Source organism: Azospirillum thermophilum (assembly GCF_003130795.1).
Lineage (GTDB): Bacteria > Pseudomonadota > Alphaproteobacteria > Azospirillales > Azospirillaceae > Azospirillum > Azospirillum thermophilum.
Genome location: NZ_CP029352.1, coordinates 960,794 through 985,030, shown reverse-complemented (window position 1 = coordinate 985,030; position 24,237 = coordinate 960,794). Strand labels below are relative to the sequence as shown.

At 71.5% G+C, this 24,237-nt stretch carries 19 protein-coding genes; 18 read left to right on the top strand and 1 reads right to left on the bottom strand.

Annotated features, from left to right (window positions below; translation table 11 throughout):
- Positions 1-140: 140 nt before the first annotated feature.
- A complete protein-coding gene (locus DEW08_RS04385) occupies positions 141-2,456 on the top strand; it encodes an NADP-dependent malic enzyme (RefSeq protein ID WP_109324776.1) in 2,316 nt (771 codons plus the stop codon).
- A 39-nt stretch (positions 2,457-2,495) separates the two neighbouring features.
- Here DEW08_RS04385 and DEW08_RS04380 read toward each other — a convergent pair whose 3' ends face one another.
- On the bottom strand, positions 2,496-2,762 hold the full coding sequence (locus tag DEW08_RS04380; RefSeq protein WP_109324775.1) for a DUF2798 domain-containing protein: 267 nt from the start codon (positions 2,760-2,762) through the stop codon (positions 2,496-2,498).
- Between the two features lie 359 nt (positions 2,763-3,121).
- Here DEW08_RS04380 and DEW08_RS04375 point away from each other — a divergent pair, with 359 nt between their 5' ends.
- From DEW08_RS04375 to DEW08_RS04295, 17 genes are all read left to right on the top strand, one after another.
- On the top strand, positions 3,122-3,820 hold the full coding sequence (locus tag DEW08_RS04375; protein WP_245985938.1) for a hypothetical protein: 699 nt from the start codon (positions 3,122-3,124) through the stop codon (positions 3,818-3,820).
- A 205-nt stretch (positions 3,821-4,025) separates the two neighbouring features.
- Positions 4,026-4,739 carry a sugar phosphate nucleotidyltransferase gene (locus tag DEW08_RS04370; protein WP_109324773.1) on the top strand — a complete coding sequence of 238 codons (714 nt, stop codon included), beginning with the start codon at positions 4,026-4,028 and terminating at the stop codon, positions 4,737-4,739.
- The gene (gene pseG, locus DEW08_RS04365; protein ID WP_109324771.1) at positions 4,736-5,779 is read left to right on the top strand and encodes a UDP-2,4-diacetamido-2,4,6-trideoxy-beta-L-altropyranose hydrolase; all 1,044 of its coding nucleotides are present in this window, start codon (positions 4,736-4,738) and stop codon (positions 5,777-5,779) included. The genes DEW08_RS04370 and pseG overlap by 4 nt, the downstream gene beginning before the upstream one ends.
- 8 nt (positions 5,780-5,787) lie before the next feature.
- On the top strand, positions 5,788-6,699 hold the full coding sequence (locus tag DEW08_RS04360; protein WP_109324770.1) for a tetratricopeptide repeat protein: 912 nt from the start codon (positions 5,788-5,790) through the stop codon (positions 6,697-6,699).
- Positions 6,696-7,769 carry a glycosyltransferase family 9 protein gene (locus DEW08_RS04355; protein ID WP_109324768.1) on the top strand — a complete coding sequence of 358 codons (1,074 nt, stop codon included), beginning with the start codon at positions 6,696-6,698 and terminating at the stop codon, positions 7,767-7,769. The genes DEW08_RS04360 and DEW08_RS04355 overlap by 4 nt, the downstream gene beginning before the upstream one ends.
- 28 nt (positions 7,770-7,797) lie before the next feature.
- Positions 7,798-9,372, top strand: a complete 1,575-nt coding sequence (locus tag DEW08_RS04350) for a glycosyltransferase (RefSeq protein WP_109324763.1) — start codon at positions 7,798-7,800, stop codon at positions 9,370-9,372.
- A 70-nt stretch (positions 9,373-9,442) separates the two neighbouring features.
- The gene (pseI, locus tag DEW08_RS04345; RefSeq protein WP_109325270.1) at positions 9,443-10,507 is read left to right on the top strand and encodes a pseudaminic acid synthase; all 1,065 of its coding nucleotides are present in this window, start codon (positions 9,443-9,445) and stop codon (positions 10,505-10,507) included.
- Positions 10,504-11,301: a cytidylyltransferase domain-containing protein gene (locus DEW08_RS04340; protein WP_109324762.1), complete on the top strand. Its 798-nt coding sequence runs from the start codon at positions 10,504-10,506 to the stop codon at positions 11,299-11,301. Before pseI ends, DEW08_RS04340 begins: the two co-directional genes overlap by 4 nt.
- Positions 11,291-11,524, top strand: a complete 234-nt coding sequence (locus tag DEW08_RS04335; protein WP_109324761.1) for a phosphopantetheine-binding protein — start codon at positions 11,291-11,293, stop codon at positions 11,522-11,524. Before DEW08_RS04340 ends, DEW08_RS04335 begins: the two co-directional genes overlap by 11 nt.
- Before the next feature lie 2 nt (positions 11,525-11,526).
- Positions 11,527-12,348 carry an alpha/beta fold hydrolase gene (locus DEW08_RS04330; RefSeq protein ID WP_109324760.1) on the top strand — a complete coding sequence of 274 codons (822 nt, stop codon included), beginning with the start codon at positions 11,527-11,529 and terminating at the stop codon, positions 12,346-12,348.
- The gene (locus tag DEW08_RS04325; protein ID WP_109324758.1) at positions 12,345-12,593 is read left to right on the top strand and encodes a hypothetical protein; all 249 of its coding nucleotides are present in this window, start codon (positions 12,345-12,347) and stop codon (positions 12,591-12,593) included. Before DEW08_RS04330 ends, DEW08_RS04325 begins: the two co-directional genes overlap by 4 nt.
- Positions 12,590-13,756, top strand: coding sequence for an AMP-binding protein (locus tag DEW08_RS04320; RefSeq protein ID WP_109324757.1), 1,167 nt, complete (start codon positions 12,590-12,592; stop codon positions 13,754-13,756). Before DEW08_RS04325 ends, DEW08_RS04320 begins: the two co-directional genes overlap by 4 nt.
- Complete coding sequence (locus DEW08_RS04315) at positions 13,753-14,505, top strand: SDR family NAD(P)-dependent oxidoreductase (RefSeq protein ID WP_109324756.1); 753 nt, start codon at positions 13,753-13,755, stop codon at positions 14,503-14,505. The genes DEW08_RS04320 and DEW08_RS04315 overlap by 4 nt, the downstream gene beginning before the upstream one ends.
- A 25-nt stretch (positions 14,506-14,530) precedes the next feature.
- A complete protein-coding gene (locus DEW08_RS04310) occupies positions 14,531-15,613 on the top strand; it encodes a 3-oxoacyl-ACP synthase III family protein (RefSeq protein WP_109324754.1) in 1,083 nt (360 codons plus the stop codon).
- A gap of 181 nt (positions 15,614-15,794) precedes the next feature.
- The gene (locus tag DEW08_RS04305; protein ID WP_109324753.1) at positions 15,795-17,657 is read left to right on the top strand and encodes a flagellin N-terminal helical domain-containing protein; all 1,863 of its coding nucleotides are present in this window, start codon (positions 15,795-15,797) and stop codon (positions 17,655-17,657) included.
- 156 nt (positions 17,658-17,813) lie between these two features.
- Complete coding sequence (locus tag DEW08_RS04300; protein WP_109324752.1) at positions 17,814-18,227, top strand: flagellar biosynthesis repressor FlbT; 414 nt, start codon at positions 17,814-17,816, stop codon at positions 18,225-18,227.
- A 17-nt stretch (positions 18,228-18,244) separates the two neighbouring features.
- Positions 18,245-24,193, top strand: a complete 5,949-nt coding sequence (locus DEW08_RS04295; protein WP_109325269.1) for a tetratricopeptide repeat protein — start codon at positions 18,245-18,247, stop codon at positions 24,191-24,193.
- Positions 24,194-24,237: the final 44 nt, after the last annotated feature.

Genomic DNA, 24,237 nt, shown 5'->3' with positions numbered 1-24,237 from the left:
TAAGGTTGCGGGACGGTTCCTTTGGCGGGGCCGTCCCTTTACCGTTTCCGGGTGGCGGGAGCATGGGATATAAACCCCGCAGCGGCTAAGGAAACGGCGCGCAATTAACCGAGAACAAGTTAACTGGAGGAATTGGCCCGATGTCCGGCGATTTCGATGCAATGGCTCTTGAGTATCACCGGAACCCCAAGCCCGGTAAGCTCGGCATCGTCGCCACCAAGCCGATGGCGAACCAGCGCGACCTGGCGCTGGCCTATTCGCCCGGCGTGGCGGTCGCCAGCACGGCCATCGCCGACGATCCCACCCAGGCGGCGGAGCTGACGGCCCGCGCCAACCTGGTCGCGGTGGTGACGAACGGAACCGCGGTGCTCGGCCTCGGCGACATCGGCCCGCTCGCCGCCAAGCCGGTGATGGAGGGCAAGGCCGTCCTCTTCAAGAAGTTCGCGGGTATCGACTGCTTCGACATCGAGCTGAACGAGAAGGACGTCGACGGGCTGGTCGACACCATCGTGCGGCTGGAGCCGACCTTCGGCGCCATCAACCTCGAGGACATCGCCGCCCCGGCCTGCTTCGAGATCGAGCGGCGCTGCCGTGAGCGGATGAAGATCCCGGTCTTCCACGACGACCAGCACGGCACCGCCATCGTGGTGGGGGCCGCGGTGCTGAACGGCCTCGCCCTGGTCGGCAAGGACATCGGCACGGTCAAGGTGGTGTCGACCGGCGGCGGGGCGGCGGGCATCGCCTGCCTCGACCTGCTGGTCGGGCTGGGCATCCGGCGCGAGAATGTCTGGCTGGTCGACCGCGTCGGCGTCGTCCACAAGGGCCGCAACGAGGAGATGAACCCCTACAAGGACGCCTATGCGCAGGAAACCGAGGCGCGCGTCCTGGCCGACGTGATCGACGGGGCGGACATCTTCCTCGGCCTGTCGGGTCCGAAGGTCCTGAAGCCGGAACTGCTGGCCCGCATGGCCGACAAGCCGCTGATCCTGGCGCTGGCCAATCCGGAGCCGGAGATCATGCCCGATCTGGCGCGCGAGGCGCGGCCCGACGCGATCATCGCGACCGGCCGGTCCGACTTCCCGAACCAGGTCAACAACGTGCTGTGCTTCCCCTTCATCTTCCGCGGCGCGCTCGACGTCGGCGCCACGACGGTGAACGAGGAGATGAAGATCGCCGCCACCCACGCGGTCGCCAGCCTGGCGCGGGCGGAGCCGTCGGACGTGGTGGCCGCCGCCTATGTCGGGGAATCGCTGCGCTTCGGCCCGGACTACATCCTGCCGAAGCCCTTCGATCCGCGGCTGATCATCGAGGTGTCCTCGGCGGTCGCCAAGGCGGCCATGGAGTCCGGCGTCGCCACCCGGCCGATCGTCGATTTCCGCGCCTACCGCGACCAGCTCGGCCAGTATGTCATCCGCTCCGGCCTCTTCATGAAGCCGGTCATCACCAAGGCGAAGACGGCGCCCAAGCGCGTCGTCTATGCCGAGGGCGAGGATCCGCGGGTGATCCGCTGCGCCCAGGTGGTGGTGGATGACGGGATCGCGCAGCCCGTGCTGATCGGCCGCCGCGAGGTGATCGAACGCACCATCGCCGAGATGGGGCTGCGGCTGAAGGTCGGCCAGGACGTCGAGGTGATCGAGATCATCCGCGACCTCCGCTACCACAACTATGCGGAAATCTACCGGCAGATCATGGGCCGCCGCGGCGTGTCGCCCGCCCACGCCGCCAACGTGGTGCGCACCCAGCCCATCGTCTTCGGCGCCCTCATGGTCCGCCGCGGCGAGGCCGACGCCATGGTCTGCGGCATCGCCGGCCGTTACGGCGACCATTTCGGCCACATCATGGACATCATCGGGCTGCGCAAGGGCGTGAAGGTGGCGGCGGCCATGAACGCCCTGATCTCGCAGCGCGGCGTCCACTTCATCGCCGACACCTACGTCAACGTCGATCCGACCGCCGAGCAGGTGGCGGAGATCGCCCGGCTGGCGGCGGAGGAGGTGCGGCGCTTCGGCATCGAGCCGAAGGTGGCGCTGCTCTCCCACTCCAACTTCGGCAGCGCCGACACCCCGTCGGCGCGCAAGATGCGGACGGCCTATGCGCTGGCCACGGCGGAAATGCCCGACCTGGAGATCGACGGCGAGATGCATGCCGACGCCGCCCTGTCGGAGCCCATCCGCAAGGGCGTGCTGCCCGACAGCCGCCTGAAGGGCGAGGCCAACCTGCTGGTGATGCCGACGCTGGACGCCGCCAACATCGCCTTCAACATGATGAAGATCCTGGGCGACGCGCAGAATGTCGGTCCGATGCTGCTGGGCGTCGCCCGCCCGGTCCACATCGTGACCCCGTCGGTGACCACCCGCGGCCTGGTGAACATGACCGCGGTGGCGGTGGTGGACGCCCAGCTCGCCGCCCCGGTCAACGGGGCGCCGCGGCCGCCGGTGCCGGCCGGCGAGGACTGAGCCGTCGCTTCGGCCGGCGGTGCCGGGGAGGGAGACGCCTCAGGGCGTCTCCACCACCATTCCGACGATCCGGCGGACCAGAGGAAGGACCAGCAGCAGGGTCGGGAAGGCAACCAGCCAGGACAGGCCCCAGGCCTGCAGCCACATCACGTGGACGCCGTCCACCATGCCGACCCCGCGCAGGGTCGAGATTGCCGAGACGATGCAGGTCATCAAGACCGACAGCACCAGGGGCATGACGATCGCGGCATAGCGCGCCGGCAGCTTGCGGCGGACAGGGCGGGTGTCGGGGTGATCGTAAGGCATGTCTTGCGTCTCTCTCGTTCCCGTGCCGGTCGCGCTGGTCGCTCACGCACCAGGGCACCGCGCCGGCGGCGGGTTCCGTTGGTGCGTTGAATGACGGTAACGCTTACGGCGCCATGCCTTCGCGACGACGCAAGATGCTCCTACATCAGGCTGCGACAGAGTCGCAAGCAGGAAATGCCCGGGCTCCGGCCGCCAGGCGGCACGCATCGTGCATGTATTCCGGGGCAGGGTGGCTCGGCCGGCATATTTTGCCGGCCCGGCCGCAGGTATTAATGAAGGATTAACGACACTCGCCCTACACAGGGAGGTGTCGGAATGTGGCACGGCGCGGGTCGGCGCCCAACGGGATGGAGGATGCGATGGCGGACGATGTTGGCCTCGGCCAATTGGTGTCGGACCTGAACAAATCCGTCGGCGCCGCGGTCGAACGCATGAAGGCGCAGAAGGAGGCGGAAGCCGCCGCTGCCGCCAATGCGCAGAACTTCCAGAAGACCGTCCGCAAATCCTCCTCCGACAGCCGGATGTTCGCCACCGACATCGGCGTCCTGTCGAAGAACGTCACGCGCCTCAACGTGATCGGCGGGCTGAGCCCGGGCGACAATGTCGACTTCTACAAGTTCCGCGTCACCACCAAGGGGGAGGCGACGATGGGGCAGATCGGCGACAGCGGGGTCCGGGTCCAGCTTATGTCGAAGCTGGGCGTGGTGGTGGCCGACAGCGACAAGACCAGCGGCAAGTCCTACGACTCCTACAAGGAGCTTCTGCAAGGCAACCTGGCGCTGGACCGCGGCGACTACACCGTGCGCGTCACCCGCGAGAAGGGCGAGTCGGCGAAGACGGCGAAGAACTACGCGATCCAGTTCAGCATGGGCGGCTATACCCAGGACTACGACACCGTCGCCAAGAATCCGAGGAAGGGCGACAGTCCCTTCCAGCTTTCGACCGGGCAGCAGGCAATGCTCGACGGGCTGAACTCGGCGATGAGTTCTCTGAAGTCCATTCCCACCGGCCAGACCGGCACGCAGAAACTGATGGGCAGCTTCAGCCTGTTCGTCTGAAGGTCTCCCTTCCGGTCATCACCGGCCCGGCCACTGCGCCGGGAGACCGGCTGTTCGAGCCGCCCCGGGCAATGCCGCCGCCGGATTGCAACGAATTGTCCGCGGCACCGCCGTTTTGGGCTTCCGCCGGGCCCCCTTTTGCGAATATGTCATCAGTCCGCGCGGGGTGCGCTCCCGCGGCGCGAGGCAGAGGAAAGGGCCTTCGGTGCGGTCTGAGGAGGTTCTGGCGAACATCGACGTCGCGGTGCTGGCCGGCGGCCTGGGCAGCCGGCTTCGCGGCGTCACCGGCGGAACGCCGAAGGTGCTGGCCCCGGTGGCGGGCCGCGCCTTCCTCGGCCATCTCCTGGACCATCTCGGCAAGTTCGGTGCGCGGCGCGTCGTGCTATGCCTGGGCGACCAGGCCGACCGGGTGACCGCCTGGCTGGCGCGGGGCGGTCCGACCGGCAGCATGGACGTGGTGTGCGAGATCGAGCCCAGCCCGCTGGGAACCGCCGGCGCGCTCGGCTATGTGCGGAGCGAGCTGCGCTCCAACCCCGTGCTGGTGATGAACGGCGACACCTTTCTCGATGCCGATCTCCGCGCCTTCGTCGCCTTCCACCGGCTGTCGGGGGCGGAGGCGTCGCTGCTCTGCGTCGCGGTGGAGGATGCCGCCCGGCACGAACGGGTGGACGTCGGGCCGGACGGCCGGCTGCGCGCCTTTCTCGGCAAGGCGCCGGGACCCGGGACCATCAGTGCCGGCGTCTATCTGTTTTCAGCCGCCTTCCTCGACGGCATCGCCGCCGCGGGCGTCGCGTCGCTGGAGCATGACGTGCTGGCCAAGGCGCCGCCGGGCTCCCTGCACGCCCATGTCGCGAAGGCGCGCTTCGTCGACCTCGGCGCTCCGGAAAGTGCTGCCGCAGCCGGCGGGCGGGAGCCGTGACGACCGTCCTCGTCCGTGCCGACGCCTCCGCCGCCATCGGCACGGGGCACGTCATGCGCTGTCTCGCGGTGGCCGAGGTGCTGCGCGGGCAGGGCTGCCGCATCCAGTTCGCCATGGCCGAAAGCACGCCGGCCATCGACGCCCGTCTGGCCGCCGCCGGGATCGGCCGCATCATGGTTCCCGGTCCGATCGGCGATGCCGGCGATCTTGCCGCCACCCGGGCCGCGCTGCGGCGGGACGGCGCAGCGGCGGTGATGATCGACGGCTACGGCTTCGGCGACGACTATCGCGCCGGGCTCAAGGCGTCGGGCGCGCGGGTGCTAGCCTGGGACGACCTGGCCGACGGGCCGCCGCTCCATGCCGATCTGGTCGTCAATCCCGCCCCCCAGGCGGAGCGGCTTCCCTACGACCGGCTGGCGCCCGGCGCCGGTCTGCTGCTCGGCCCCGCCCATGTTCCCTTCCGGCGGGAGATCCGTCTGGCCGCCGCCCGGCCGCGTCCGCCGATGGCGGAGCGGAGGACCCTTCTTCTCACCTTCGGCGGCTCCGATCCGCTGGGGCTGACCGGCCCCGTGCTGGAGGGGCTGGCGGCGGAGCGGCCGGAGGGCTGCCGCATCCTGGCGGTCGTCGGCGGCAGCAACCCGCGGGTGGCTGATTTGCTGGGGCTGGCGGAGCGGCTGGAAGCGCCGGTGACGGTGGAGGTCGATTCGACCCGGATGGGCGCCGTGATGGCGGGATCGGGCCTTGCCGTGTCGGCCGGCGGCGGCACCCAGGGCGAACTGGCCCTGATGGCGGTGCCGACCCTGCTGGTGGTGATCGCCGACAACCAGGCGCCGGCCAGCGCAGGGTCGGCGGCGCTCGGCTGGTGCGAGGCGGTGGATGGCCGCGGTCCTGACGCCGTGCCCCTGATCGTCGCCGCGGCGATGCGCCTGTGGCGCGATCCGGACCGCCGCCGCGCGATGGCGGAGAAGGCGATGGCGCTGCCGCTGGATGGCGAGGGGGCGGTGAGGATCGCGCAGGCCCTGCTGTCCGGACTGCGATAGGCGGCGCCATGGCGACGGTGCAGGAAGCCCTGTCCCTGGCGCTCGACCATCATCTCGGCGGCCGGACGGTGGAGGCGGAGCGGATCTATGCCGCCATCCTGGACGCCGTCCCCGACCATCCCGACACGCTGCATCTCTTCGGCCTGCTGCGCGCCCAGACCGGCCGGCTGGACGAGGCCGTGGCGCTGCTGGACCGTGCCGTCGCGGCGCGCCCCGACCATCCGGAGAGCCGCGTCAATCTCGGCAAGGCCCACCGCGCCGCGGGCCGGCCGGCCGAGGCCGCCGCGGCCTATCGCGAGGCCTTGCGGCTGTGCCCGGATGCGCCGGAGGTGGCCTTCGTCCTGGCGGGGCTGGAGCGCGACCTCGGCCGGCGGTCCGCCGCAATCGCTGCTTTCCTCCACACCGCCCTTCTCCAGCCCGATCTGGCGGAGGCGTGGCTGCAGGCCGGCGCGCTGCTGCGGCAGACCGGCCGTGGCGAAGACGCGGTCCGCTGCCTGCGCCATGCGGTCCGGCTGCGCCCCGACCATGCCCCGGCTTGGCACCAGCTCGGCGTCGCGCTCCAGCGTGCCGGCGATGAAGAGAGCATCGCGGTTCTGCGTCAGGCCGCCGCCCTCGATCCGCTGGATCCGCAGGTCCGGCTGAACGCCGCCCGCGCGTTGTGCGATGGCGGGCGGTGGGCGGAGGCGGCGCGGCAGCTCGCGGCGGCCCTGGCCCTCGACCCGGCGGCGGTGGATGTGCTGGAGCTTCTGGGGGTCGTCCGCTGGCGCCAGCGGGGGGCCGCGGACCCGCTGCCCTGTTACCGCCGCGCCCTCCGCCTCGACCCGGAGCATCCCAACCGCTGGACCGCCCTGGCCATCGCGGCGGCGGAGCGGGGGCAGCGGGCGGTCGCGGGCTTGCCGTCGAACGGGCCCTGTCGTTGAACCCGGCCGGCCCGCAGCAGGTCGGGCTGCGCGCCCTGCTGTACCGGGACGCCCACCGGCTGGACGAGGCGTTGCGCCTGCACGACCGGGCGGTCGCCGCCGCTCCGGCCGCCGCGGAGCAGCGGTGGAACCGCGGCTTGACCAGCCTGCTGGCCGGCCGCTGCCGCGAGGGGTGGGAGGATTACGAGTCCCGCTGGCGCACCCCCGGTTTCCCGACCAAGCCGCGGGGCTTCACCCAGCCGCTGTGGAGCGGCGGGCCCATCGCCGGCCGCACCATCCTGCTGCACGAGGAGCAGGGCAGGGGCGACGCCATCCAGTTCATCCGCTACGCCCCGCTGGTGGCGGCGCGCGGTGCCCGTGTGGTGGTGGAGACCGGCGCCGATCTCGCCGCCCTGTTCGGCAGCGTCGAGGGCGTGTCGCAGGTCGTGGTGAGCGGCGACCCGCTGCCGCCCTTCGACCTGCACTGTCCGTTGCTCAGCCTGCCGCGCGCCTTCGGCCATGGCCTGCCGGACATTCCGGCGCGGGTGCCCTACCTGCAGGCCGATCCCCAGCGGACCGCCCGCTGGGCGGACCGGTTGGCCGACGCGGACCCCGGCGGAAGACCCCTGCGGGTCGGGCTGGTCTGGGCCGGCAATCCCGGCTTCGCCGGGGATCGCGAGCGCTCGCCGGGGCTGGAGGTGCTGCGGCCGCTGCTGGCACAGCCGGGCTGCCGGTTCTACGGGCTGCAGGTGGGGGCGGGGCGGCTGGCCCTGCTGGGGGAGGCGATGCCGGCCTCCTTCACCGACCTCGGCGCAGAGATCGGGGATTTCGCCGACACCGCGGCGGTGATGGCCGGGCTCGACCTCGTCATCTCCTCCTGCACCGCCCCGGCGCATCTGGCCGGCGCGCTGGGGCGGCCGGTCTGGGTGATGCTGTCGCACACGCCGGACTGGCGCTGGCTGCTCGACCGGTCGGACAGTCCCTGGTATCCGACCGCGCGCCTGTTCCGCCAGCCGGCGCCCGGCGACTGGTCCCCGGTCGTCGCGGCGATGCGCGATGCCCTTGAAGCGGTGGTGCGCGGGCGGCTATGACCTGAACGCACAAGGGCGGAGGAACAGCATGTCCGAGGGGGTTGACGCCAAGGTCGCCGAGCTGATGACCCTGCTCACCGACCGTCAGTTCGATGCCGACAAGATCAACCGCTTCGCCCGGCTGTGCGAGGCGATGCGCCGCGACCTCGACGAGCCGGCGCGGCTGGCCATCGCCGACCGGCTGCGGCGCGAGGCGCCGACCGGCGACACGGTGCGGCTGCACTCCGTCCTCTTCCAGCTGACCGGCGATCTCTACCATTACGAACGGATCCTGCATTACCTGCTGCTGGGCGGCGACAGCGTGGCGCCGGAGCTGCTGCACTATGCCTACTGGTGCCTGACCCGGCAGCTGTTCCTCGGCGCCGCCTCGCCGGAAAAGGCGGTGAGCTTCGTGCCCTGCGACCTCTACCGCTTCTACGAGGCGATGGTGCGGTCGATCGCCCGGCGTTGGGACCTCGCGCCGCAGCGGCCGGCCCGCCGCGATGGCCCGATCCGCCGCGTCGCGGTGGTGACCAACCAGTTCACCAACGACCGTCACCAGCCGACGCGCGACTGCTTCGACTTCGCCAGCCGCATGCAGGACGAGTTCGGGCTGGAGGTCGCCATCATCAACTGCAACACCCTGCCGGGACGCGTGGAGGCCCTGTTCATCCCGCCGATGATCGCGGAGTCGGTGGCGGAGTATGAGGGGGTCTTCGCCCTGCAGATGTTCGGTCGGCGGGTGAAGGTCGCCTCCTTCACCGACCCGGCCTTCTCGCAGGACAAGCTGACGGCGATCGTCCAGGCGGTGGACGGCTACGACCCCGACCTGATCGTGTCCTTCGGCGGATCGAACGTCGTGGCCGACCTGTTCGCCGAGGCCGGCGCCCGGCCGGTGGTCTGCATCCCCACCACGTCCGGGATCACCATCTCGCTGGCGCAGATCGTTCTCGGCTTCGACGAGCGGGACCATACGGCCGCCATACCGGCGCTCTACCGCGGCCCGTTCGCCCGCCGCTTCCGGCCCTTCACCTTCGGCTACACGCTGCCGCCGACGGCGGGGCAGGTCGCGGTCGCCGGGCTGGCCGGGGCGCCCTTCGTCTTCGCCGTGGTCGGCACGCGGCTGGATCTGGAGGCGGGGCCGGAGTTCCTCGGCCTGCTGGACGACATCCTCGACCGCTGCCCCGGCGCCCTTGCCGCCTTCGCCGGCGAGGTGAAGGAGATGCCGGAGCGTCTCAAGGCGATGCGCCATGGCGGGCGCGTGGTGACGCTGGGCCATGTGAACGACATCCGCGGGCTGTACCGCGGCTGCCAAGCCTTCCTCAACCCGGCCCGCCAGGGCGGCGGTGGCGGTGCCGCCTATGCGCTGGCCGAGGGTGTGCCGGTGGTCACCTTCGCCTGGGGCGACGCGGCAAGCGTCGCCGGTCCGGCCTTCTGTGTCCCCGACCGGGACGCCTATGTCACGCGCGCCGCAACCCTCTTCGCCGATCCGCAGGTGTGCGCGGCGGCATCGGACGAGGCGCGTGCCCGCTTCGCCGAGATCGGCGACCGCCAGCGCTGCGTCGAGCGTCTGCTGGCCTATGGCGAGGAGGCGCGGGGCCTGCTGTATGGCGGCGGAAATTAACCTTCCTTCAGGGATTTGTGGCAAGCTGCCGGCACACAGATGATTCGTCCCAAGGAGCCCGGTGCATCCCGTGTCCCAGCCCGCCGCCCTCGAGATCGCCGGCCGTCCCATCGGCCCCGGCCACCCGCCCTACCTGATCGCCGAGCTGTCGGGCAACCACAATGGCGACCTGTCGCGGGCGCTCGCGCTGGTGGAGGCGGCGAAGGAGGCGGGGGCGGATGCGGTGAAGCTGCAGACCTACACCGCCGACACCATCACCATCGACCATGACGGCCCGGGTTTCCGGCTGGAGGGAGGGCTGTGGGCCGGCCGCACCCTGCACGACCTCTATCGCGAGGCGCATACTCCCTGGGACTGGCACGCGCCGCTGTTCGCGCGCGCCCGTGAACTCGGTCTCGCCATCTTCAGCTCCCCCTTCGACGAGACGGCGGTGGCCCTGCTGGAGGAGCTCGACGCGCCGGCCTTCAAGATCGCGTCCTTCGAGCTGATCGACCTGCCGCTGATCCGCCGCGCCGCCCGCTCGGGCAGGCCGCTGATCCTCTCCACCGGCCTTGCCACGCTGGGCGAAATCGCCGAGGGGGTGGAGGCGGCGGGTGACGTCCCGCTCGCCCTTCTCCATTGCGTCAGCGGCTACCCGACCCCGCCGGAGGAGTGCAACCTGCGCACCATTCCCCATCTGGCGGAGGCGTTCGGCGTCACCACCGGCCTGTCTGATCACACCCATGGCGTTGCGGTTCCGGTGGCGGCGGTGGCGCAGGGGGCGACGATCATCGAGAAGCACTTCACCCTGTCCCGCGCCGACGGCGGGGTCGACAGCGCCTTCTCCCTGGAGCCGGCGGAGTTCAAGGCGATGGCCGAGGCGGCGCGGACCGCCTGGGCGGCGCTGGGGCGCGTCCATTACGGCGTCGAGCCGAGCGAGGCGGGCGGCCGTTCCTACCGCCGCTCACTCTACGTGACAGCCGATATCGCGGCGGGGGAACCGCTGACGGTGGGCAATGTCCGCTCCATCCGGCCCGGCTTCGGCCTTGAACCCAAGCATCTCCCGGCCGTTCTGGGGCGCCGCGCCGCCCGGCCGCTGCGCCGCGGCGAGCCGTTGCGCTGGGACATGCTGGCGCCGGAGGAGACCGGGCGATGAGGGACCGCCGGCCCCGGATCGTCTGCATCTCGCAGGCGCGCATGACCTCGACCCGCCTGCCGGGCAAGATCCTGCTGGAGGCCGCCGGCAAGAGCCTGCTGGCCCATCATCTTGAGCGGCTGCGGCGCTGCGGGACCCTGGACGCCGTGGTTCTGGCGACGACGGTCAACCGCACCGACGATCCGGTCGAGCGGGCGGGGCGTGCGCTTGGCCTGCCGGTTTTCCGCGGCAGCGAGCAGGACGTGCTGTCGCGCTTCGCCGGAGCGGCGGCGATGGCCGGGGCGGATCTGGTGGTCCGCGTCACCTCCGACTGCCCGCTGATCGACCCGGCGCTGGTGGACGAACTGGTCGGCGGCTTCGTCGCCGGCCCCGCCGCCGACTACCGGTCCATCGACACCAGCCGCTTTCCGCGCGGCCTCGATGCCGAGGTCTTCACCCGCGCCGCCCTGGACGAGGCTGCGGCGCAGGCGACCGACCCGGCGGAGCGGGAGCATGTCACCCCCTACATCTACCGCCGCCCGGACCGCTTCCGCATTGCGGAGCCGCTGCGCCCGGCCCCGGCGCCCGATGGCCCGCCGCAGCGCTGGTGCGTCGACGAACCCGCGGATTTCGAGCTGGTCCGCCGCCTGCTGGAGGCCCTTGTGCCGGAAAAGCCCGACTTCGGGTGGCAGGATTGTTGCAATGTGCTAAACCGCCATCCCGACTGGATCGGGATCAACGCTGCCGTCCGTCAGAAGACCCTGCACAGACCGGGCATGCCGATGGCGCACAAGGAGAAGAACAATGGATCGTAAGGACTTCCTGCTCGCTCTTGACGAGATGCTCGAACTCGATGCCGGCACCCTGACCGGCGACGAGGTGCTGGAGACGCTGGAAAACTGGGATTCGCTGGCGGTCATCAGCTTCATCGCACTGGTCGACGAGAAGCTAGGCGTGGTGCTGGAAGGCGAGAAGCTGGCGAAGGCCAAGACGGTGTCCGATCTCCTGGCGCTGGCCGGCGTCGCCGTCGCTGCGTGACCATGCCGCGTCCGGTGTCGGCCGGCGGGCGCCTGTCCCGTGCCCTGACCGAGATGGAGGGCGGTCCCGCCGCCTACCTGTCGGCCGGGCGGGGCGGCGGGCTTCCGGCCCTGCTGCTCCATGGATTCGCCGGGGATCTGCTGACCTGGCAGTTCAACCTGTCCGGCCTCGCCGCCGACCGGCGGACGATCGCCGTCGACCTGCCGGGGCACGGGGCCTCGACGCTCGACGTCGGGGACGGCCGGATCGGGAGCTTCGCGCCCTGGCTGCTGCGGCTGCTGGACGCGCTGGAGATCCCGCAGGTCCATGTCGTCGGCCACTCGATGGGGGGCTATGTCGGGCTGGAGCTTGCCCGGCAGGCGCCGGAGCGGGTGCTGAGCCTGTCGCTGATCGCCTCGGCAGGCCTCGGCAGTTGGTTCGACGTCGGATTCCTGCACCGGCTGGTCCGGCTCGAGTCGGTGGAGCAGGGACGCCATTATGCCGGCCGCCTCTTCGCCCGCCCCTCCGTCCTCGTCGGCCGGGTGGGCGAGGTCCTGCATGCCCAGGCGGCCGACCCGGCCCGGCGGGCGGCGCTGGAGGCGATCATCGAGGGATCCTTCGCCCGCGGCCCCGGCGCACCGGTCGACTGGGCGGCGCTGACCGCGCCGGTCCAGCTCCTCTGGGGGCGGGAGGATCACATCATCCCGGTTCCGCCCCCGGAGCTGCGGCCACCCGACGCCCCCTTCCACCTCTTCGACAATGCCGGCCACTTGCCGCATACTGAGGCTTCGAGCCCGCTGACCGCCGCCCTCCGTTCCTTCATGTCCTCCTGCGATCCGTCATGACCGACTCCCTGCTTGCCCTGATTGCGGAAGAGCTCGGCCGCATCGTCGCCGACAAGGGCGAAACCCTGCCGCCGCTGTCGCCGGGCACCGTCTTCCTGGGCGGTGACCTGCCGATCGACTCGCTCGACCTTGCGACCCTGCTGGTGGTGCTGGAGCAGCGGACCGGCCGGGATCCGTTCCGCGAAGGATTCCGCCAGTTCACGACGGTCGGCGAGCTGGCATCGCTCTACGCCGTCGCGGCATGACGGTCTCGGCCCCGCCAGGCTGGATCGCGCCGGGATTCCGGCTGATCGAGGGCGGTACGTCCTTCGACCGCGAGGCGCTGTGCCGGCTGCCGGCGCCGGCCGGCGGCGTGGTGGAGGCGGGGCGGCCCTCCGTCGTTCTCGTCGCCCTGGCCGCCGCGGAGCGGGCGGGGCAGCCGATCCTGTTGAAGCGCCACGCCGGATCCGATCCCGACCTGCCGGCCTTGCCCGGGTTCGCCGTGCTGCTGGAGACCTCCGGCACGACCGGCGTGCCGAAGCTGGTGCGCCATGGCTTCGACCGGCTGCGCGGCCGGCTGCGCGGCACCGCCGACGCCGGCGCCCGCTGGTTGCTGACCTACGAACCCGGCGCCTTCGCCGGCCTCCAGGTCATTCTGACCGCGGCGGCGGCCGGTGCGACGCTGGTGGCGGAGCCCGGGGGCGGGGTCGGCGGACTGGCACGGGCGGCGGTGCACCACGGCGTCACCCATGTCAGCGGCACGCCCAGCTTCTGGCGGGCCTTCCTGATGGCGCTGGGGGCGGAGGCCCCGCCACTCGCCGCGATCACGCTGGGCGGCGAGGCGGCCGACCAGCCGCTGCTCGACCGCCTCGCGGAGCGCTTTCCGCAGGCGCGGCTGCGGCACATCTACGCCTCCACCGAGGCCGGCGCCCTGTTCGCCGTCGCCGACGGTCTCGCCGGCTTCCCGGCCGAGTGGCTTGAGACGGGAGTGGACGGGGTCGGGCTCCGCATCGCCGGCGGCGTGCTGGAGGTGCGCAGCCCGCGCGCCATGCTGGACGGCGCCGGGGACTGGCTGTCGACCGGTGACCTTGTGGAACTGCGGGACGGCCGGGTGCTGTTCGCCGGCCGGCTGGACGGACGGATCAATGTCGGCGGGGTGAAGGTCTCGCCGGAGGCGGCGGAGACGGCCCTGCTGGCGGTTCCCGGCGTGCTGGACGCGCTGGTGGAGCCGAGGGCGAACCCGATCTCCGGCTGGATCCTGACCGCCACCGTCGTGCCGCAGCCCGGCGTGGAGGAGAGCGCGCTGCGATCCGCGATCCGCGTCGCGCTGGAGCCGCTGGCGCCGGCTGCCCGTCCGCGGGTGCTGACCTTCGCCGACCACATCGCGCTGTCCACCGCGGGAAAGAAGAGCCGGAGGCCCGAGCCATGACAGATCCAGGCGAGAACGGCCGCGCGAAGCGCCACGTCATCGTCACCGGCGGCAGCCGCGGCCTCGGCCTCGGGCTGGTGGAGGCGCTCCTGGCCGAGGGCTACCGCGTCTCCACCTGCAGCCGCGGCCCGGCCGCCGAACTCGAACGGCTGGCCGGGCCGGACCTGTTCTGGCAGGCCTGCCGGATCGGCGACGGCGGACAGGTGCGTGCCTTTGTCGAGGCGGCGGTGGAATGGGCCGGCCCCTCGCCGCTGTGGGGGCTCGTCAACAATGCCGGCATCGCCCGCGAAGGGGTGCTCGCCACCTTTCCCGAGGTGGACGTGGAGGAGGTCGTCCAGACCAACCTGACCGGCGCCATCCAGGTGGCGCGGGCCTTCCTGCGGGCCAAGCTGCTGCGTCGCGGGCCGGGGCGGATTGTCAACATCTCCTCGATCATCGGGCAGCGGGGCTATGTCGGGCTCGCCGCCTATTCCGCCTCCAAGGCGGGGCTCGACGGGCTGACGCGGGCGCTGGCGCGCGAGGTCGGGCGGTTGCAGGTGACGGTGAACTCGGTGGCGCCCGGCTATCTGGAAACCGAGATGTCGGGTACGCTGTCGGCGGGCCAGCGCGACCAGATCATCCGCCGCACGCCGCTCGGCCGGCTCGGCGGGGTGGGGGACGTGGTTCCGGTGGTCCGCTTCCTGCTGGGCGAGGGCGGCGCCTTCATCACCGGCCAGACCATCACGGTGGACGGCGGCATCACCTGCTGAGCCGTCCTCCCGAAAGGAGCGCCCCATGGTCGCCAGCACCCTCGACGGCGTCGCCATCCGCGGCCTGGTCGCCTGCGTCCCCGAGGGGCGGGAGACGCAGGCCGACCTCGCGGCCCGTTTCGGCGAGGAGGCGGCGCAGAAGATCGCCAAGGCGACGGGCATCGAGTCCCGCCATGTCGTCGCTCCCGGCCAATGCACCTCCGATCTCGCCGACCTCGCCGCCCGCCGCCTGCTCGACCGGCTGGGATGGCAGGCGGACAGCGTCGACCTCCTGGTCCTGGTGACGCAGACCCACGACCACATCCTGCCGGGAACCGCTTCGCTGCTGCATCGCCGGCTCGGGCTGCGCAAGGGGGCGGCGGTGCTCGACCTCACCCACGGCTGTTCCGGCTTCGTCTACGGGCTGTGGACCGCGGCCGGGATGCTGAAGGCGGCGGGGCGGCGGGCGCTGCTGCTGGTCGGCGACACGACGTCGCGGCTGGTCGATCCGGCCGACCGGGCGGTGGCGCCGCTGTTCGGCGACGCGGCCGCCGCGGTCGCGCTGGAGCAGGAGGAGGGAGCGCCCGCCATGGCCTTCGACCTCGGCAGCGACGGGGCGGGGGCGCCCTACCTCGCGGTGTCCGGCGGCGGTATGCGCAGTCCGGAGGAGCCCGCCCGTCTCGCCATGGACGGGACGCAGGTCTTCGCCTTCACGCTGCGCGAAGTTCCCGGCAGCGTGCGCGCCGCGCTCGACCGGGCCGGCTGGGCGATGGAGGAGATCGACCATCTCGTCCTGCATCAGGCCAACGCCCAGATGATCCGCCACCTGGCCCAGAAGCTCGGGGCAACGCCCGGGCAGACGGTGATCGGGCTCGGCTCCTATGGCAATACCAGCTCCGCCTCCATTCCCCTGGCGCTTGCCACCGAACTGGCCGACGCGCTTAGCACCGGACGCCGGCGTCTCCTGCTGTCCGGCTTCGGGGTCGGCTGGTCCTGGGGCAGCGTGGCGCTTGCGGCCGGCCCGCTCGCCGCCTGCGGGGTGGTTGTGTTGCCCGGCAGGAAATACCCGGCAGAATCTGCCTACCCGGCAAGCGGTGCCGGGGATCCGGCAGAAACTGCCGGGCGCTAGGCAGTTCTTGCCGGGTGCCTTTTTGCCGGGAGGCACGGATTTCCTGGATCCCCGGGTGGTTTTTGCCGTGGCCCACTTCTTGCCTACCACGGTCACAGGGGAATTAGTCCCCTTCCGTCCGCGCTGCCAAAGGGGATGACCCCGGCCGGGCGGGATCGAATCCTCCAAAGGAGTGACGACCATGGCGAACGAAGTCTCCCTGACCGCATCGATGCGGACGAACCTTCTGCAGCTGCAGAACGTTCAGGATCAGATCGCGAAGAAGCAGAACATCCTGTCGACCGGCAACAAGGTGAACACGGCCCTCGACGGCCCGACCGCCTTCTTCGCCGCCAAGGGCCTCACCCAGCGCGCCAGCGACCTGTCGTCGCTGAAGGACGCGATGGGCCAGTCGATCAGCACCATCAAGGCCGCCGACAAGGGCCTGTCGTCGATCGACACCATGATCGACCAGGCCAAGGGCCTGACCACCGCCGCCTATGCCGCCCTCGGCACGGACGCCGGCTCGGTCGCCACCCGCAAGGCGCTGGCCACCCAGTTCAACCAGCTCAAGGAGCAGATCGACAAGCTGGCCGGCGACAGCGGCTATGCCGGCAAGAACCTGATCGCCGGCAACGGCCTCCGGCTCGACTCCACCAACACCTCGCGCGCCGCGGTCAACACGATCCAGGGTCTCGAGAACGCCCGCGTCACCAACGTCATCGCCACCGACACCTACACGCTGCGCGTCAAGGGCGACGGCGCCATCACCGGTGCGGCGGCCGACATCAACGGCGCCGAGATGGCGCACGGCCTGACCGGCCTGAAGCTGTCGGGCACCATGTCGACCTCGTCGGGCAGCTTCTCCGACGTGCAGATCGAGGTGCGCGGCGCCACCGGCCGCGAGCGCTCCTTCATCGTGTCGGACGGCAAGGAAAGCCGCACGATCTCCTACTTCGACAACAACCAGAGCATCTCCACCAACCTGACGCGCGCCGCGACCTCGGGCGTCGCGCAGATCTCGAAGGTGACGGTCGGCGGCACCATCGAAGCTGGCGACATCTTCTCGATCACGGTCGAGGGGCAGACCTTCAGCTACACCGCCACCTCCACCGACGTCGCGGTCGGCCAGACGGCCAAGCAGAACATCGCCACCCAGCTCCAGGCCTCGATCTCCTCGGCCCTGGGCGCCGGCGGCCGGCTGAGCGGCAAGGACGTCGCCACGGTGTCCGTCGGCAGCGCCGGCACGGTGACCCTGACCGGTGCGCAGACCACGGGCGTCGCCCGTGAGATGACGGTGTCGGCGACCACGACCAACGCCCTGACCAAGCGCATCTCCGAGAGCTTCGCGTCGGGCACCGTGGTGTCCTTCACGGTGGACCGGACCCTGCTGGAGGCCGCGGCCAACGGCGGCAACGGCATCTCGACCATCGAGAAGAAGGTCAACATCCAGCTCACCGCCACCAACCTGAACGGCTCGCAGGTCACCCGCGACGGCACCGCCGCCCGCGGCGAGGGCAAGCTGTCGGACGGCGAGCAGTCCTTCGCCTTCGACACCGGCACGGTGCGCGTCAAGGTCGACCAGAACACCATCAGGAAGGCGGCGTCGGCCAACTCGGCGGCGAACCTGGTGACGGTGCAGGTGGCGGATGCCAACAGCGCCAACGACCTGACGGTGCAGTTGAACGAGCGCAACACCAACGCCATCAAGGTGTCGGCCGTCAACCTGACGACGAGCGGCCAGGGCCTGCGTCTGGACTATGCCCAGAACGACTGGACCGACCGCAAGGACATCGACAAGGCGGTGGAAGGCATCGACTACGCGAAGCAGACCATCCGTTCCGCCTCGCAGAACCTGTCGACCAACCTGAACATCATCACGACCCGCGAGAACTTCACCAAGGAGTTCAGCGACGTGCTGACCGAGGGTGCCAGCAAGCTGACGCTGGCCGACCAGAACGAGGAAGGTGCGAACCTGCTGATGCTGCAGACCCGCCAGCAGCTCGGCACCATCGCCCTCAGCCTCGCCAACCAGTCGCAGCAGTCCATCCTGCGTCTGTTCTAATCCTGGCAGTTCGGGTAGGATCACGCCCGGCGGGCGGCGGCGCAAGCCGCCGCCCGTTTCCTTTTCGGGCCGTCCCCAGGATGGCCATCCTATTCCAGGCCGTGCCCGGCCGGCTTCGGCCGGCGGCCGGCGATGCCGCCTCACCGGGTTCCCGTCATGCCGCTCAAGTTCGTTCTGCGCCCCAACGAGAAGGTCATCATCAACGGTGCCGTGATCGGCGCCGGAGACCGGCCGGGCTCCTTCTTCCTCTACAACACCGCCAATTTCCTGCGCGGGCGCGAGGTTCTGAAGGAAGAGCAGATCGACTGCATCGAGAAGAAGCTCTATTTCGTCATCCAGCTCGTCTACATCTTTCCCGAAGACGCGGTGCTCAACCTGCAGCGCTTCGCCTCCATCCTGGAGGAGACGCGGGCGGCCCGGCCGGACCGGGCGAAGGATCTGGATGAGATCGAACGGCTGGTGGAGGCGCGCAACTACTACCGGGCCCTCAAGCTCTGCCGGAAGATGTTCAGGACCGCGGCAGAGGGTGGCGAACCGCAGGCGGATGACGATCCCTCCGCCGGAATCTGACGGTCGATAGGGTGACGGTGACGTCAACCGCTGCACTGCTCGACCAGGCCATCGACCGCCACCGCGCCGGCCGGCTGCAGGAGGCGCTAGACCTCTATGGACGCATCCTGCGCGCCGCCCCCCGCCATGCCGACGCGCTGCACCTGTCGGGCGTCGCCGCCCATCAGTCCGGCAACTCCGACTTGGCCCTGGAGCGGATCCAGGCCGCCATTGCGGTCAACCCCAGGTTTCCCGCCGCCCACAACAGCCTGGGCACGGTCCTGGCCGACCTCGGCCGGTACGAGGCGGCGGCCCGTTCCCTGGCGACCGCCATCGACCAGGATCCCGCCTATGCCGAGGCGCACAGCAATCTCGGTACCGTCCTGCAGGCGCTCGGCCGCCGGCAGGAGGCGGCGGAGGCCTATGACCGTGCCCTGGAGCTGGCTCCCGGCTCGACGGCGGCGCGGTTGAATCTCGGCCTTCTCTACCGCGATGCCGGACGCCTCGACCTCGCCGCCCGGTGCTTTCACGAGCTGCTGAGGACCGCACCCGGTCACGTACCGGCATGGCGTCATCTGGCCCTTGCGCTGCGCGGCCTGCGCCATCCCGACGCCGAGCCCTGCCTGCGCCGGGCGCTCGCCGACGCTCCCGCCGATCCGGAACTCGGCCGCGAGCTTGGCGGGCTTCTGGCCGAGCAGGGGCGGACGGACGAGGCCCTGGCCGTGCTGGAGACCGCGGCCGCGACGGCCGGCGCCGACCAGCTCGTCCTGTTCACGCTGGGCACCGTGCTCCAGTCCACCGGACGGCTGGCGGCGGCGGCGGACCGCTATGAGCAGGCCCTGGCGTTGGGGGCGCTGCCCGGCGCCTTCAACAACCTCGGTGTCGTGCTGCTCGACCTGGAGCGGCACGAACGGGCGGTGCCGGCCCTGCGGGCGGCCGTGGCGCTGCAGCCGGACGACCCGGTGGCACTGAACAACCTCGGCACCGCGCATGACGGGCTGCACGCGCTGGATGCGGCGGAGACCTGCTATCGCCGCTCCCTGATGCTGCGGCCGGATTACGGCAAGGCGCTCAACAATCTGGGCGGCGTCTACAAGGCATGGCACCTGCCCGCCAGGGCGGTCGAGCTTCGCCGCAAGGCCATCGCCGCTCAGCCGGACTATCCCGACTCCTACACCAACCTCGGCAGCCAGCTTCAGGACCTCGACCGGCTGCAGGAGGCGGACCTCGCGCTGCGCCGCGCCCTGCGGATCGATCCCGACAATGCCGACGCCCATACGGCCCGCGGCCTCGTCCTGTCGCTGCTCGGCCAGACCGGCGCGGCGGAGGCGGCCCACCGCAAGGCCATCGCGCTGAGGGAAACGCTGGCCGAGGCGCACGCCAACCTGGGCATGCTGCTGTGGCAGGCGTCGGCCGATGCCCCGGCCGCGCGGGCCAGCCTGGATCGGGCGCTGGAGCTCGACCCCGATCTCGGTCCGGCGCACCTCAACCGCGGCATGGTGCGGCTGGCCCTGGGGGAGATCGGGCCGGGCTGGGACGATTACGAATGGCGGTTCCGCGCCAAGGGATACGAGGACCGGCCGCTCGCCGCCCCCCTGTGGCGGGGAGAGGAGCTGTCCGGCCGCCGCCTGCTGGTCTGGCGCGAGCAGGGGGTGGGCGACGAGATCCTCTTCGCCTCCTGCTATCCGGACCTGATCCGGCGCGTCGGGCATCTGGTGATCGAGTGCGACCGGCGGCTGGTGCCGCTGTTCCAGCGTTCCTTCCCCGCCGCGACGGTGCGGTCGCAGAGCATCGGCACGGACGGGCGGGAAACCATCGTTCCGCCGGACTGTGACGCCCACCTGCCGGCGGGCAGCCTGCCGCAGCGGATGCGCCGCAGCTTGGCCGACTACGCGGAGCAGGCCCCCTGGCTGGTCCCGGACCCGATGCTGGTGGATCGATGGCGGGAGCGTCTGGACGCGCTCGGTCCGGGCCTGCGGGTCGGCATCGGCTGGCGCAGCCAGGTCATGACCACGGAACGGCGCGCCGCCTACACCGCGCTCGCCGATTGGGGGGCGATCTTCGCCATTCCCGGCATCATCTTCGTCAATCTGCAGTACGGCGACTGCGAGGCCGAGCTGCGACAGGCGGAGGAGAGGTTCGGCGTGCGCATCCATCGCTGGCCGGACTTGAACCTGAAGGACGATTTCGACGGGACGGCGGCGCTGACCGCCAGTCTCGATCTGGTCCTGTCGCCCGCGATGTCGGTAGGGGAACTGGCCGGGGCGCTCGGCGTACCGGTCTGGCGCTTCTGCGGCATGGACTGGACGCAGCTCGGCACCGGCGTGCGGCCCTGGTTCCCGACGATGCGCCTGTTCCAGCCGCAGCCGGGCGAGACGTTGCCCGCCGTGCTGGAGCGGATCGCCCGCACGCTCCGCCACACTCTTGCCGAGGCGACATGCATGCCGGCCGGGGAGGCATCGCCGCCCTCCCGCGACGTCGAGACGGAGCTTTCCCGGGCCATCGCGCTCTATCGCGAGGGCGATGCGGCGGCGGCCGAACGGCTTGCCCGCGACCTGCTGGCGGATGTGCCGGACCAGCCGGTCGCCCTGCATCTCGCCGGGCTCATCACCCTGCGGCGGGGGGAGGCGGCGGAGGCTGCCGGCCTGCTCGCGCGGGCGGTCGCCGCCGATCCCGGCAACGGCGCCGGCCATGCCGCGCTGGCTGATGCGCTGCAGGCGCTGGGCAGGATGGAGGCGGCGGAACGGGCGTTGCGCCATGCCGCCGCCGCGCAGCCCGACAATGCGGGCGTCCTGGTGAACCGGGCCGTCCTGCTGATCCGCCTGGGGCGGGAGGAGGAGGCGCGATGCTGCATCCTTCGTGCGTTGCGGCTGCGGCCCGACCTGCCGCTCGCCCACACCCACCTCGGCAACCTGGCGAACAGTCTGTCGGGTGATCTCGTCCAGGCGGCGGCCTGCCATCGCCGGGCCCTGGCGCTCGACCCGGCCGGTGCCGACGCGCTCAGCAACCTCGGCATCATGCTGTACGGGCTCGACCGCTTCGTCGAGGCCGAGCGCCTGCTGACCCGGGCGACGCTCGTCGATCCCGGTTTCGCCGAAGCCTGGACGAACCGCGGCAACGCGCTGGACTCCCTGGGCCGCGTCGCCGAGGCGGAAGCCTGTCACCGCAGGGCGGCGGACCTGCGGCCCGACCTGCCCGAGCCGCACGTCAACCTCGGCCTTCTGCTGCGGCGCGCCGGTCGCCCGACGGACGCGGCGGAGGCCTGCCGTCAGGCGATCGCGCGGGACGGCCGCTCCGCGCAGGCCCACTACAATCTTGCCCACCTGCTGCTGGAGGACGGACAGCTTCGCGCCGGCTGGACAGAGCATGAATGGCGGTTCGCGACGCCGCAGTTCCTCGGCCAGCGTCGCCGCTTCACCGCCGCGCGCGCCTGGAAGGGGGAGAACGTCTCCCGGTCCCGGCTGCTGGTCTGGCGCGAGCAGGGGGTGGGGGACGAGATCCTGTTCGCCTCCTGCTATGGCGAGCTTCTGAACCGCGCCGGTCATCTGGTGATCGAGTGCGACCGCCGGTTGGCCAGCCTGTTCGCCCGCTCCTTTCCCGGCGCCACGGTACGGGCGGAGACCGTGGACCCGCGGGACATCGACGTGCAGGTGGCGGCGGGAAGCCTGCCGAGACTGCTGCGGCCGGAGTTGCGGCGCTTCCCGGACCGGCCGTCCTGGCTGGTCCCGGACCCGGCGCTGGTCGAGGCATGGCGGGAGAGGCTGGCGGCTCTCGGCCCGGGACTGCGGGTCGGCATCGCCTGGCGCAGCCAGTTGGTCACCGCCGAGCGGCGGGGCGCCTACGCGACGCTGGAGGCTTTCGCGCCGCTCTTCGCCGTGCCCGGGCTGACCTTCGTGAATTTGCAGTATGGAGAGTGCGAGGCGGAGTTGCAGGCCGCGGAGGATCGCTTCGGCCGGCGCATCCACCGCTGGGCCGACCTGAACCTGAAGGATGACTTCGAGGGGGCGGCGGCGCTGACCGCCAATCTCGACCTCGTCATCTCCCCTGCCGTGTCGGCGGGCGAGCTGGCCGGGGCGCTCGGCGTGCCGGTCTGGCGGTTCTGCGGTCCGGACTGGACGCAGCTCGGCACCGCGGTGCGTCCGTGGTTCCCCAGCATGCGCCTGTTCCAACCGCAGCCCGGCGAGGCCCTGCCCGAGGTGGTGGGGCGGATGGCGGCAGTGCTTCGCCGGACGGGAGAGGAGCCTGCGCCCCCGTCCACGCCGCTCCCGTCCACGCTGCCCCCGTCCACGCCCTCCGCCCCCGACGATCCGGATCGTCTGCTGGCGGCGGCGGCGGAGCATCATCGCGCCGGCCGGCTCGGCGACGCGGCCCCTCTTTACGAGCGGGTTCTACGGCTGCGGCCGGGCGATCCGGTGGCGCTTCATCTGTCGGGCCTGCTGCTGCATCAGACGGGTGACTCCGCAGCCGCGGAACCGTCCATCGCTGCCGCCGTCGCCGCCGAGCCCGGCTACGCGGCTGCGCATGCCAGCCTGGGCAGTGTCCGGCTTGCGCTCGGCCGGCCGGGCGATGCGATCCGGGCCTTGCGCGCCGGGCTTGCGCTCCGGCCGGACGATGCGGCTCTGCTGACCAACCTGGGCAACGCGCTCGACCGCAGCGGCCGGCTGGAGGAGGCGGCTTCCGCTCATCGCCGGGCCGCCCTGGCCGATCCGGCCCTGCCGCAGGCCGCCGACAATCTCGGGACGGTGCTGCTGCGGCTGGGGCGGATCGGCGAGGCCGCTGCCGCGCACCGGCAGGCCCTTGCTCTCGCCGCCGACCTCGACTCCGCTTGGCAGAACCTGTCCGTCGCGCTGCGGAGGCAGGGCCGGCTCGACGAGGCGTGCCGGGCCGTCGCAAGGGCGCTTGCCCTCGATCCCGCGCTTGCCGAGGCCATGGCGAACCTGGGGCGCCTGCTGCGGGAGATGGGGCACTTCGCCAGGGCGGAGCGCTGGTGCGATCGCGCGCTGCGCCTCGATCCCGGACAGCCGGCCGCGCTCTTCAACAAGAGCCTGCTTTGCCTGACCCGGGGCGCCCTGTCGGACGGCTGGGCCGGCTATGATCGCCGCTTCGACGGAACGGAGATGACGGGGGGAGCCCGGCAGCCCGGCGTGCCGCTGTGGCGCGGCGAGCGGCTGGACCGTCGACGCATCCTCGTCTCCCGCGAACAGGGGATCGGTGACGAGGTGATGTTCGCCGGCTGCCTGCCGGACCTGATCGCCCGCGCCGGCCATGTGGTGGTGGAGTGCGACCCGCGCTTCGTTCCCCTGTTCGGCCGGTCCTTTCCGCAGGCGACGATCCGGCCCGCTCCCGACCGGCAGGACGAACCGGCGGAGGGGGTGGATCTGCACATCCCCATCGGGTCCCTGCCGCGCCGGCTGCGCCGGTCGCTTGCCGCTTTCCCGTCGCGGGAGGCCGGTTACCTGAGGGCGGCCCCCCAGCGGGTGGCGTTGTGGCGGGACCGGCTGGCCGCGCTCGGGCCCGGCCTGAAGGTCGGGGTGGCATGGCGCAGCGGCCTGCTGACGGCGGAGCGGATGCCCGACTATACCCGGCTGGAGGATTGGGGGCCGGTGCTGGCCATACCGGGAGTTCACTTCGTGACCCTGCAGTACGGCGACTGCGCCGCCGAGTTGGAGGCGGCGCGGCGCCGCTTCGGCACGGCGCCGGCCGTCTGGGACGATCTGGATCTGCGCAACGACCTGGAGGGCGCCGCGGCGCTGACCGCTGCGCTGGATCTGGTCATCGCCCCGGCGGTGTCCACCGGAGAACTGGCGGGGGCGCTGGGGGTGCCGGTCTGGCGGTTCGGACGGGCGGGGGACTGGACGACGCTCGGCACCGCCGTGCGGCCCTGGTTCCCGTCGATGCGGCTGTTCCTGACCCGGGCCGACCAGACGGTGGCCGACCTGCTGCCGGAGATCGCCCGCGTGCTGTCTTCCCTGGGATCGGGCCGCTGATAATGGTCGGGCATTAAAAAAGCCAGGGGCGGCGGTTGCACACC